Origin of the sequence: Pseudomonas sp. NPDC085632, assembly GCF_044541255.1 — a bacterium.
Taxonomy (GTDB): domain Bacteria; phylum Pseudomonadota; class Gammaproteobacteria; order Pseudomonadales; family Pseudomonadaceae; genus Aquipseudomonas.
The window spans coordinates 34,188-44,837 of sequence record NZ_JBITSX010000039.1; the positions used below are offsets into that span (position 1 = coordinate 34,188).

The window sequence follows — 10,650 nt, forward strand, 5'->3', positions numbered from 1 at the left end:
GGCAGTTCAGCCGATCAATAGAACGCGCGTTCAGCCTTCAGGGTGACGAGGCCGTCGCACTGACTGTTGTGCCCGGAATAGGCCGAACAATCGCTGCCGCTGAGGCTGGAGTTGCTGTAGATCAGGTCGAGATCGACGCCCATGAATGGCCGGGACAATTTCACTGACCAATCGGTAAAACTGCCGACATAACCACCGTCCACAGCCACCGGCGTGTTCAGTTGGTGGGTGGTGTATTTCATGCTGACGCCGATGCCGAATGGTTGATTACCGCCAAGATCGGCAAACAAGGTGTTGTTCTGTTTATCCGGGTCGTTGCTGAAGGCCACGCCGAAGCGGCTGCCGAGCAGGGTCAAACCGCCGAACAGCTCCTGGCTGTCGAGAGTGTCCACCTTGGGATAGCTGTAGTGGATCATCCCGACTTCGTAACCGAGGGTCTGATCGAAAGGCTGTTTAAAGCCGACGTAGGAGTCGATCTCGAGGTTCTTGCCCGGCGAGATGCCCATGCTCGGTGCGTACTGGCCGACGTAGATGCCGCTGTCGTGGCTCAGGTCGAGGCCGCCATGGAACGAGCCGACTGCCGCCGGTTTGACCAGGCCCTGGGCCATGCTGCGGGTGGGGGTGGTGCCAAGTTTGAGATCGAAGTCGCCGAGTTCACGCTGGAAAATTTGCGCGTGCGCGGTCGCGCAAGCCAGCAGGCCTACAAGTGATAAACAGGAAAATTTGCGCATGCGTCACTCCATGAACAGCGAGGGCAGGGCGGCGGGCCTGCTGAAACGCTTGATCTAGACGCGTGCAAGGATACCGGCGAATGCTCGGCATTGATGGCCGTTCGTCGATTTACCAGGGTTTTGTTTAAAAAGAAGGGGGTGTTGCGCGGTGCCAGTCCAGGCGCTTCGAAGCTCAAAGCGCCTCTGGACGGGTGTAAAACCGGGTGTTACTTCTTGCCCAGGCTGATCTGCTTGGACGGGCCGAATGTCTGGCCACTGACGCCTTTGGCAATTTGCTGGATCTCGCCGCCAGACTTGAGGAACGCTGCGATCTGATCGTTGATCGATTCGCTGGTTTCAACGGCTGGAGCTGGCTTTGCTTTGCTGGTGGATGCTTTTACACGCATGGCGGCCATTAACCTGTAGAAAAGTAACTCGGCCAGGCATCGTACAGGAATAACTTGACAATTGCTTGGTAAATATCCCCCGGAATAACCCACTGCTGTGCTGCATTATTCTCGATTCAATATTCGAAATATCCGGCTAACCTGCTGTTTTAAATAAGAACATTAATGTGCGGGGGCATTGGAATGTTCAACCGTCAGCGGTCGAGCCTGCCTGACGAGCGGCACCTCAGCCCAGGCGCAAACAAGGAAAATCAAGGCGTTGCGCCGATTTTCCACCTGTGCCGATCTGCCGCCCGACGGCCAGGCCAAAAACGGGTAGAATGCCGCCCACGCAATGAGGGTTCTGGAAATGGCTTTAGTCGGGCGTTACAACAGTTTGCAAGTGGTTAAACACACTAACTTCGGTTTATATCTGGACGGCGGTGCTGACGGCGAGATTCTTTTGCCTAATCGTTATATTCCGAAAGATATTCCTACCGAAGATGAAGATTGGCTCAACGTATTTGTTTATCTGGACAGCGAAGACAAACTTCTCGCCACCACGGAAAAACCAAAAGTTCAGGTCGGCGAATTTGCCAGTCTGAAAGTCGTTGAAGTAAACAGCATCGGTGTGTTCCTCGATTGGGGGCTGCCGAAGGATCTGTTGCTGCCGTATTCCGAAGAAAAGCGCCAGATGACCGCCGGCGAATACTGCGTGGTGCACGTCTACCTCGACAAGCACACCCGCCGCATCACCGCCACTGCGCGTCTGGATCGCTACCTCGACAAGACCCCGGCGAACTACAGCCCGGGTCAGGAAGTTGATCTGCTGGTTGCCGAAGCCACCGACATGGGCTTCAAGGCGATCATCAACAACAAGCATTGGGGTTTGATCCACAAGAATGAAATCTTCAAGTTCATGCGCGCCGGCATGAGCGAGAAAGGCTACATCAAGGAAATCCGTGCCGACGGCAAGATCGCCTTGAGCCTGCAACCGGTTGGCCAGGAAGCGGCCAGCAGCCTGAACTCGAAGATCCTCAGCAAATTGCGCGACAACAGCGGCACGTTGCCGGTCAGTGACAAGAGTGATCCGGCGTTGATCAGCAGTCTGTTTGGCGTCAGCAAAGGCAACTTCAAGAAGGCCATCGGCTCGCTGTACAAGGAAGGCAAGATCGTCATTCACGCTGATCGCATTGAACTAACCTGAGACACCGCTGGCCCCATGTAGGAGCTGCCGAAGGCTGCGATCTTTTGAACTTGAAGATCAATAGATTGCAGCCTTCGGCAGCTCCTACATGAGGGCGGGTGTGATGAAGAAAACTCTGGTTGCCTATGTTGCGACGTTGATTGCGTTTCTGCTGCTCGACGGCCTCTGGCTCGGCCTGTTGATGGCGCCGACCTATCGCGAACTGCTCGGTTCGCTGATGCTCGAAAAACCGCTGCTGGTACCCGCAGCGGTTTTTTATTGCCTGTATGTTTTTGGCTGCGTGGTGTTTGTGGTGCTGCCGGCCGTGACGTGGCAATGGGCGGCGAAGCGGGGCGCGTTGTTAGGGCTGGTAGCTTACGGCACGTATGACCTGACGAACTTGGCAACATTGCGAGGGTGGTCGGTGCAGGTGACGTTGATGGATTGGGCGTGGGGGACGTTTGCTACTGCTGTGGCTTGTAGCGTTGGGTTCTTGTTGGCTAAACGACTGAATTCAGATCCATGAGCCGGGTTGATTGAACTGACGCCATCGCTGGCAAGCCAGACTCCCACAGGGTTTTGTGTTGAACAAAGAATCAGTGAGCAACCCCGGTTCCTGTGGGAGCTGGCTTGCCAGCGAATGGCTGCGCAGCCGACAGCCATCCACTGCTGCAGCCACTGAAGAAACAAATGTCTTTTCCAGACGGCTTTTTCCGCCCGACTGATTGATAATCCTCGGCACTGTTTTCTGACCATTGGATGGCCTGCCATGTTGTGTGTGTTCGAGGTGTTGCGATGAGTGTCGAGCGGCGCAACGTCGACCGTTTTGCCCTGCAAGTGATGATCGGTTTGTGCCTGATCTGGGGCGTGCAGCAGGTGATGATCAAATGGGCGGCACCGGACATCGCGCCTGTCATGCAAGCGGCCGCGCGCTCGGGGATCTCTGCGTTGCTGGTGGGGTTGCTGATCTGCTGGAAGGGCGGCTGGGATCAGGTTGGCGTGACCTGGCGTGGCGGGCTGCTGGCCGGTGCGTTGTTCGGTCTGGAGTTCTTCTTCATCGCCGAAGGTTTGCAACTGACTACCGCCGCGCACATGTCGGTGTTCCTTTACACGGCGCCGATTTTCACCGCGCTGGGTGTGCATTTCCTGTTGGCCAGCGAGCGCCTGCGGCCGTTGCAATGGTTGGGGATTCTGCTCGCGTTTATCGGCATTGCGATTGCTTTCGCGGGCGGCGTGTCCTGGGACAACCTTGATCGGCGCATGCTTCTGGGCGATGCCTTTGGTGTATTGGCCGGTGCCTGCTGGGGCGCAACCACGGTGGTGGTGCGCGCCTCGCGATTGTCGGAAGCGCCGGTGACGTTGACCCTGTTTTATCAGTTGATCGTCGGTTTCCTCGGCCTGCTGTTGATCGCGCTCTTCAGCGGCCAGATCACTCATGTCAGCCTCACCACTGTGGCGGTCGCGAGTGTGCTGTTCCAGGGGCTGGTGGTGTCGTTCTTCAGTTACCTGGTCTGGTTCTGGTTGCTGCGCCGGTATCTGGCGGCCAACCTGGCGGTCTTCTCGTTTATGACGCCGCTGTTCGGCGTGACCTTTGGTGTGATCCTGCTGGGCGAACAGCTGAGTGTGAACTTCATCATCGGCGCGGTGCTGGTGTTGCTCGGCATCACCTTAGTCAGCGCCGAGCAGTGGCTGCGCCGGCGTTTGCGCAAAGCGCTCGGCCAACGTTAGTCGATTGCATTGCCAGTCCGCCGGCAATCAGCAAACCGCTGCCGGCGATCACCAATGCCGGCTGCAAACCGCCGCTGAAATGGCTGCTCAACGCCGCCAGCAGCGGGCCGCTGAGTTGGCCTACCGCGAAACACGCGGTGAGCATGCCGGCATTGCGCTGTGTGGCGTGAGGCGCCAGTTCCCGCGAGCGCTGCATCACCAGTTGCATGCAGGCCAGAAACGGCGTGCCACACAAGAGCACACCCAACGCCAGGCCGAGGCCGCTGCCCAACAGACAGGCAAACACACCGGCCGCTTGCAGCCACAACGTCGCCATCAACCAATGCCTTGTGGTCTGTGGATCGTGGCGCCGCAGGCTCACCAGCAACACTCCAATCGCGGCGCCAAGACCGAAGCATGGCCAGAACAGATCCGCCTGCCATTGCCCGTGAAACTGCACGTTGGCCATTTGCGAGAGGAAGGTCGCCGGGATGATGTAGCCGACGCCGTACAGTGCATAGATCACGGCCAACCGCGCAATGCCTCGATTCGATGGTTTGACTGCCGCCGCAGTTACCGTAACCGTTGCAACGGGCGTTGGCAGAAGCCGCCACACGCCCAGCATCATCACCAACGCAGCCGCAGCGTAAATCAGCCACAACGTCGCAGACGTCTGCTGCAGCAGATGTGAGACCAGTGCCAACAACCCCGTCAGAAAAATCCCCAGACCCGGCCCGGCAAATACCAGAGCGCCCCAGCGTGCACGGCCCGCTGCCGCTGCCAGCGGTTGACTCAACGCCGTGATCATCACCAACACCCAGGCACTCGCCACGCCGGTGCCGAAGCGCAGCACAAGATGCGACCAGAACCCTTCAGCCCAGAACGACGCCAAGGTCAGTAGTACGCACAACCACAAGCCGCCGTGCAGACGGCGTTGCACCTGCTGCGGGCGATGCGCAAACATCGCGTCCACCGCGCCGAGCAGATAACCGAGGTAGTTGGCCGCCGCAATCAGACCGGCGGCCGTCAGGTCGATCTGCCCTTCACTGAGCAGGTGTGGCATTTGCGGGGTGAGGGCGAAACGCCCGATGCCCATGGCCATCATCAGGGCCACGAAGCAGGCGGATAAGCGAATCAGTGGCGACATGGTCGGGATTCCGTTGAAGGATCAATGACCGTCAGGCTAGGACTGATTGACTTTCTTTAAAATTGAATAATAGTGAGTAACTTGTTCTGTTCTGGAGAAAGGCTGTGGAGTTCAGTCAACTGCGGATCTTTCAGGCCGTGGCCGAAGAGGGGTCAATTACCCGCGCCGCCGAACGCCTGCATAGGGTGCCGTCGAATCTGTCGACCCGGCTTAAGCAGCTCGAAGAGCAACTGGGCGTCGAGCTATTCGTCCGTGAGCGTCAGCGTTTGCAACTGTCGCCTGCAGGAAAAGTCCTGCTGGACTACACCGCCAGACTCTTCGCCCTGCGCGATCAGGCCAGCGCGGCGGTCATGGGTGGCAAGCCGGCCGGTGATTTTGCTTTGGGCACCATGTACAGCACGGCGGCGATCCACCTGCCGGCGTTGCTTGCGCAGTATCACAAGCGCTATCCGGCGGTGAATCTGCAGGTGCAGTCGGCCCCGAGTGGTGAGTTGTTGGAGGGGTTGCTGACCGGACGCCTGGATGCCGCGTTGGTCGATGGCCCACTGGAGTTGGCTGGCCTGGACGGTGTGCCGTTGTGCGAGGAACGACTGGTGTTGATCACGGAACCTGATCATCCGCCAGTACATGGCGCCCGGGACGTTGAAGGGCGGTCGGTGTTCACCTTTCGTCGCGGCTGTTCATATCGCATGCGTCTGGAGGCCTGGTTTTCGCACTACCACGCGACTATGGGCCGGGCGATGGAGATCGAGTCCTATCAGGGCATGCTCGCCTGTGTGATCGCCGGCAGTGGTGTGGCGCTGATGTCGGAGTCGATGCTGGCCAGTCTGCCGGGGCGCGAGAGCGTCGCCGCGCATCCGTTGGCCGAGCCATTTGTGGGTGCGACAACATGGCTCATGTGGCGCAAAGGCATGGTCGGCGCCAACCTCAATGCCTGGATCGAGGTGCAGCAGGCTGTCTATCCTGCGGCTCAGATCGAAACCCGCGAAACCGCCTGAACCAATGCCGACGATTTCTGTTCAATTCAGTAACAGATCATTGCGGATTTGGCTGAGCATTGCGTAGGACTTCGGACTATTATCAGTGCGAAGCGGCCTCAGAATTCCGGCCGCTCAGCACCACCCTGAAGGGGGCATGACGATGAAAGAGAAAATTCAAAACTGGCTGCACGACTTGGGTGTTGCCCTCGGCTTGATCGAACCGCCTCTGCAACCTGTACCGATCCGCACCGATGACGAGCAGCGCCGGCGCCAGCCTCGTCGGCGGTAGTGCATAAATAAAAGATCAAAAGATCGTAGCCTTCGGCAGCTCCTGCACGGATCAATGCAGGAGCTGCCGCAGGCTGCGATCTTTTGCTTTTAATGACGGCCGATCTCAAACAAGAACCGGCTCAAGTCATTCGCGGTCTTCGCGGTCTTGAGCATGCGGTCTTCCTCGGCGGTGAACGCCGTCAGTCCGAATTCATCTTCAAGATGAAAGATCAAATCTTCTATATCGGCTTTCTCCAGGCCCAGTTGCACCAGGCTGGTGTGGTCATTGAACTCGCGGGTTTCCAGCAGACGCCGGATATATCGGTGTACGGCGGCACGTACGGCAGCTCTTCTCATGGCAGATTTTTCTGAGGGTTGTTGTGCTTGAGTGAAGCAGGCCTCAGGCGTGCCCGCGCAACCACTCGTCAATCATCGAGCGCAAATGCTCCCCGGAAAAACTGCCGAAATGTCCGCCATGCACCGTGCGGATCGGCAACGCCTGCAAACGTCGCAGACTGGTGGCGTAATCCTCAAGATTGGAGTGGTAGGCGTCTTCGATCAGCGGCCCGTCGTAAATGATGTCGCCGCTGAACAGCGTTTGCGTCGCCGACTCATACAGGCTGATCCCGCCCGGCGAGTGCCCCGGCGTGTGCAGTACCTGCAGCGTACGATTGCCCAGATCCAGCACATCACCGTCCTCGACAAACCCGGTCGCCGGCGCGGCTTTGACCCGGTATTCGGCGTAGCACAACGGGCAATCCGGGTGCGCTTCGAACATGTCGTCGCCGACAAACGCGCGGCTCAAATCATTCTCGCCATCCGGCGCCGCAAGGATGTCAGCCTCGGCGCGATGCACCAGCCGCTCGTCAAACTCATGATGCCCGGCGATGTGGTCGAAATGGCAATGACTGGCGACTGCCACCAATGGCCGTTCGGTAATCCACGGCAACTGCACGCGCAGGCTGACCAGCCCCGAACCGCTATCCAGCAGCAAGTCTTTGTCGCGGCCCTGCACATGCCAGAGGTTGCAGCGGTAGAATGGGCGGATATACGGCTCGTGAATCAGCCGAATGCCATCGTTCAGGTGCTGCACTTCAAACCACTGATCGCGAGAAACGATCTTCATAAATCATTTTCTCCAGACGTAAAAAAACGGGTGTGGCAACCGACGCCACACCCGTCGAAGAAAGCATCAAGTCGTTACATCAGAGCTTAGATCGCACTCGCCACGGTTGCCGGGCGAGGGGAGACCAAGCTGACCACCACAAAACTCACCAGACCCACAGCCAGGCTGTAGTAGATCGGCGTGTTGGCATCCAGACCGTCCTTGAACATGAACAGCAGCGCGGTGGCGAAACCCAGGCCCATGCTGGCGATGGCGCCGGCGGTGGTCGCGCGTTTCCAGAAGATCGCCCCCATCAGCGGGATCAGCATGCCGCCCACCAACAGGTTGTAAGCGAGGGTCAGGGCGCTGATCACATCGTTTACAACGAGCGCGATACCCAGCACGACCACACCGGTCAGCAAGGTAAACAGGCGGTTGATGCCCAGGCTCGATGGTTTGCCGCCACGCAGTTTCGGCAGCAGGTCTTCAGTCAACGTAGTGGCAGCGGCGAGCAGGCCGGCGCTGGCGGTGGACATCATGGCGGCCAGTGCCGCAGCGATCACCAGACCACGGATGCCGTCCGGCAGTGACAGTTTGACGATGGCGGCGAAGGCGTTGTTGACGTTGTCCAGATCCGGAATCAACACGTGCGCAGCCATGCCGATCAGGGCGCAGGCCAGACCGTAGACGATGCAGTAGATGCCCGCGATGCTGCCGGCGTATTGCGCGACTTTGGCAGTCTTGACGGTGAACACCCGTTGCCAGATGTCCTGACCGATCAGGATGCCGAAGAAGTAGATCATGAAGTAGGTGATGATCGTGTCCCAGCCGATGGTGGTGAAGCTGAAGGCAGTCGCCGGCAGTTTCAGTACCAGTTCGTCCCAACCGCCAACGCGGTACAGGCAGATCGGCAACAGGATGAACATCAGGCCCACGGTCTTGATGATGAACTGGACGATGTCGGTGAGGGTCAGCGACCACATGCCGCCGATCGCCGAATAAACCACCACCACGCCACCGCCGAGCAGTACCGAGATCCAGAACGGCAGGCCGAACAATACTTGCAGCACGGTGCCGATGGCGAGGATCGAGGTTACGCCGATCATCAGCGCGTACGCCAGCATGATCGCCGCGCTGGCGGAGCGGGCCATCGGGTTGTAGCGTTTTTCCAGGACCTGGGTAACGGTGTAGATCTTCAGTTTCAACAGTGGTTTGGCGAGGAACAGGTTCAGCGCGACGATGCCGCAACCGAGTGCTGCGCACAGCCAGAAACCGGAAATGCCATGCACGTAACCCAGACGCACGGTGCCGACGGTGGACGCGCCACCCAGTACGGTCGCGGCCATGGTGCCCATGTACAGGCTTGGGCCGAGGTTACGACCGGCAACGAGAAAGTCCTCGTTGGTCTTGGCCTTGCGCATGCCGAAGTAGCCGAGCAAGAGCATGCCGGCGGCGTAGATGAGGACGACGAATAAATCCAAAGCCATGATGGCGTGTCTCCGATTGTCTTTTTTATGGTGAGGCTGAATTCGAGTCTCACTGTGGGAGCAAGCTCGCTCCCACAGGAGGTAGGCGTTTACTCAGGCGGCTTGGCGCATTGCTGCTTTAACCGGCGACTTCGCGCCCTGACTACGGGCATCCTTCGGGCCGAACACTTCGCGCGGTTCCGGGAACAGGCTCAGCAGCGTCAGGTACACCACCGAGGCCAGGCCCAGGGTCACCGGCAAACTGATGTCGATGCCGCCGGCCATTTCACCCAGCGGGCCAACGAACTGTCCCGGCAAATTCACGAAGCACAAACCTACCGCCGCACTCGGGATCCACGCGCCCAGACCACGCCAGTTCCAGCCGTGGCTGAACCAGTAGCGGCCGCCCTGTTCGCCCCGGGTGAACACTTGCAGGTCATCCGGGCAGTAGAAGCCGCGACGCACCAGCAGACCGATGATCATGATCACCATCCATGGCGTGGTGCAGGTGATGATCAGCACGGCGAAGGTCGACACGCTCTGCACCAGGTTCGCCGCAAAGCGCCCGATGAAGATGAAGGCAATCGACAGCACGCCGATCAGCAGCGTCGCTTTCACGCGCGACAGCACGCGCGGGAACACGCTGGACATGTCCAGCCCGGTGCCATACAGCGAGGTGGTGCCGGTGGACATGCCGCCGATCACCGCAATCAGGCACACCGGCAGGAAGAACCAGCTCGGCGACACCGCCAGCAAACCACCCACATAGTTGTTCGCCGCGATGTAGTCCGGCGCCTTGATCGCGACGATGGTCGCGGTGCTCAGGCCGAACAGGAACGGGATGAATGTGGCGATCTGCGACAGCACGACGGCGGCCATGATCCGTTGCTTGGAGGTTTCACGCGGGATGTAGCGCGACCAGTCACCGAGGAACGCACCGAAGGATATCGGATTGCTCATCGCTACCAGCGCGGCGCCGATGAACGCGGCCCAGAAGCCCGGCTGACCGAGGTTCACCGTACCGGCGTAGTTCACATCGAAAGGACCGGCGAAGGCGAAGATGCCCAGCAGGAACAACAGGCTGGCGCTCCACACCGCGATCTTGTTCACCCACAGCAGAAAGCGGAAGCCGTAGATGCACACGGTCAGCACCAGAATCGCGAACAGACCGTAAGCCAGACCCAGGGTCAGGTCGGTTTCCGGCAGACCGATCAGGCGTTTTGCACCACCGATCAGCGCATCCCCCGAACTCCACACCGAGAGCGAGAAAAACGCGATAGCGGTCAACAGCGACAGGAACGAACCGACGATCCGCCCATGCACACCGAAATGCGCACCGGACGACACGGCATTGTTGGTGCCGTTGAGCGGGCCGAACAGGCCCATCGGTGCGAGGATCAGCGAGCCGAGCAGCACGCCCGACACAATCGCCCAGACGCCAGCCTGAAAAGACAGACCGAACAGCACCGGGAAACTGCCGAGCACGGCGGTGGCAAAGGTATTCGAACCACCGAAGATCATCCGGAACAAGTCCGTCGGGCCTGCGCTGCGTTCGTGGTCCGGGATCTGTTCGACCCCGTGGGTTTCAATCTGCGTAAGGCTTTGGTCGTTGTTGTTGTTATTCATGATCTGCTCCGATCATAAAGGCGCGCTCATCGTGCGTGAGCGTCACCTGTCTTGGCTAAGGGGATGG

Annotated in this window: 12 protein-coding genes; 5 read left to right on the top strand and 7 right to left on the bottom strand. The window is 59.1% G+C overall.

The window, feature by feature from the left end:
- Positions 1–14 precede the first annotated feature (14 nt).
- Complete coding sequence (locus tag ACIF4X_RS21365) at positions 15–731, bottom strand: TorF family putative porin (protein ID WP_397483628.1); 717 nt, start codon at positions 729–731, stop codon at positions 15–17.
- A 206-nt stretch (positions 732–937) separates the two neighbouring features.
- Positions 938–1,126, bottom strand: a complete 189-nt coding sequence (locus ACIF4X_RS21370; RefSeq protein ID WP_016985943.1) for a hypothetical protein — start codon at positions 1,124–1,126, stop codon at positions 938–940.
- Positions 1,127–1,466: 340 nt separating this feature from the next.
- On the opposite strand from ACIF4X_RS21370, the gene ACIF4X_RS21375 reads away from it, so the two are divergent.
- From ACIF4X_RS21375 to ACIF4X_RS21385, 3 genes are all read left to right on the top strand, one after another.
- Complete coding sequence (locus tag ACIF4X_RS21375) at positions 1,467–2,303, top strand: S1 RNA-binding domain-containing protein (RefSeq protein ID WP_397483629.1); 837 nt, start codon at positions 1,467–1,469, stop codon at positions 2,301–2,303.
- A gap of 103 nt (positions 2,304–2,406) precedes the next feature.
- Positions 2,407–2,808, top strand: a complete 402-nt coding sequence (locus tag ACIF4X_RS21380; protein WP_397483630.1) for a DUF2177 family protein — start codon at positions 2,407–2,409, stop codon at positions 2,806–2,808.
- Between the two features lie 269 nt (positions 2,809–3,077).
- Entirely contained in the window at positions 3,078–4,010 is a 933-nt protein-coding gene (locus ACIF4X_RS21385; protein ID WP_397483631.1) for a DMT family transporter, read from the top strand.
- On the opposite strand, the gene ACIF4X_RS21390 is transcribed toward ACIF4X_RS21385, so the two are convergent.
- Positions 3,955–5,136: a YbfB/YjiJ family MFS transporter gene (locus tag ACIF4X_RS21390; RefSeq protein WP_397483632.1), complete on the bottom strand. Its 1,182-nt coding sequence runs from the start codon at positions 5,134–5,136 to the stop codon at positions 3,955–3,957. The two genes, ACIF4X_RS21385 and ACIF4X_RS21390, sit on opposite strands and share 56 nt — an antisense overlap.
- Before the next feature lie 104 nt (positions 5,137–5,240).
- Between ACIF4X_RS21390 and ACIF4X_RS21395 the strand changes: the two genes are divergently transcribed.
- Complete coding sequence (locus ACIF4X_RS21395) at positions 5,241–6,134, top strand: LysR substrate-binding domain-containing protein (protein WP_397483633.1); 894 nt, start codon at positions 5,241–5,243, stop codon at positions 6,132–6,134.
- A 142-nt stretch (positions 6,135–6,276) separates the two neighbouring features.
- Positions 6,277–6,405 carry a PA1414 family protein gene (locus tag ACIF4X_RS21400; protein WP_003184145.1) on the top strand — a complete coding sequence of 43 codons (129 nt, stop codon included), beginning with the start codon at positions 6,277–6,279 and terminating at the stop codon, positions 6,403–6,405.
- Between the two features lie 89 nt (positions 6,406–6,494).
- Here ACIF4X_RS21400 and ACIF4X_RS21405 read toward each other — a convergent pair whose 3' ends face one another.
- From ACIF4X_RS21405 to ACIF4X_RS21420, 4 genes are all read right to left on the bottom strand, one after another.
- Positions 6,495–6,743, bottom strand: a complete 249-nt coding sequence (locus ACIF4X_RS21405; RefSeq protein WP_397483634.1) for an acyl carrier protein — start codon at positions 6,741–6,743, stop codon at positions 6,495–6,497.
- 43 nt (positions 6,744–6,786) lie between these two features.
- Positions 6,787–7,512: an MBL fold metallo-hydrolase gene (locus ACIF4X_RS21410; protein WP_397483635.1), complete on the bottom strand. Its 726-nt coding sequence runs from the start codon at positions 7,510–7,512 to the stop codon at positions 6,787–6,789.
- An 86-nt stretch (positions 7,513–7,598) separates the two neighbouring features.
- Complete coding sequence (locus tag ACIF4X_RS21415; RefSeq protein ID WP_034153225.1) at positions 7,599–8,978, bottom strand: sodium:solute symporter; 1,380 nt, start codon at positions 8,976–8,978, stop codon at positions 7,599–7,601.
- Positions 8,979–9,071: 93 nt separating this feature from the next.
- Positions 9,072–10,583 carry a purine-cytosine permease family protein gene (locus ACIF4X_RS21420; RefSeq protein WP_397483636.1) on the bottom strand — a complete coding sequence of 504 codons (1,512 nt, stop codon included), beginning with the start codon at positions 10,581–10,583 and terminating at the stop codon, positions 9,072–9,074.
- Positions 10,584–10,650: the final 67 nt, after the last annotated feature.

Coding starts and splice junctions, on each gene's coding strand:
- ACIF4X_RS21400 (WP_003184145.1), top strand. CDS start 6,277: ATGAAAGAGAAAATTCAAAACTGGCTGCACGACTTGGGTGTTGCCCTC.
- ACIF4X_RS21370 (WP_016985943.1), bottom strand. CDS start 1,126: ATGGCCGCCATGCGTGTAAAAGCATCCACCAGCAAAGCAAAGCCAGCT.
- ACIF4X_RS21380 (WP_397483630.1), top strand. CDS start 2,407: ATGAAGAAAACTCTGGTTGCCTATGTTGCGACGTTGATTGCGTTTCTG.
- ACIF4X_RS21385 (WP_397483631.1), top strand. CDS start 3,078: ATGAGTGTCGAGCGGCGCAACGTCGACCGTTTTGCCCTGCAAGTGATG.
- ACIF4X_RS21420 (WP_397483636.1), bottom strand. CDS start 10,583: ATGAATAACAACAACAACGACCAAAGCCTTACGCAGATTGAAACCCAC.
- ACIF4X_RS21390 (WP_397483632.1), bottom strand. CDS start 5,136: ATGTCGCCACTGATTCGCTTATCCGCCTGCTTCGTGGCCCTGATGATG.
- ACIF4X_RS21365 (WP_397483628.1), bottom strand. CDS start 731: ATGCGCAAATTTTCCTGTTTATCACTTGTAGGCCTGCTGGCTTGCGCG.
- ACIF4X_RS21405 (WP_397483634.1), bottom strand. CDS start 6,743: ATGAGAAGAGCTGCCGTACGTGCCGCCGTACACCGATATATCCGGCGT.
- ACIF4X_RS21410 (WP_397483635.1), bottom strand. CDS start 7,512: ATGAAGATCGTTTCTCGCGATCAGTGGTTTGAAGTGCAGCACCTGAAC.
- ACIF4X_RS21415 (WP_034153225.1), bottom strand. CDS start 8,978: ATGGCTTTGGATTTATTCGTCGTCCTCATCTACGCCGCCGGCATGCTC.
- ACIF4X_RS21375 (WP_397483629.1), top strand. CDS start 1,467: ATGGCTTTAGTCGGGCGTTACAACAGTTTGCAAGTGGTTAAACACACT.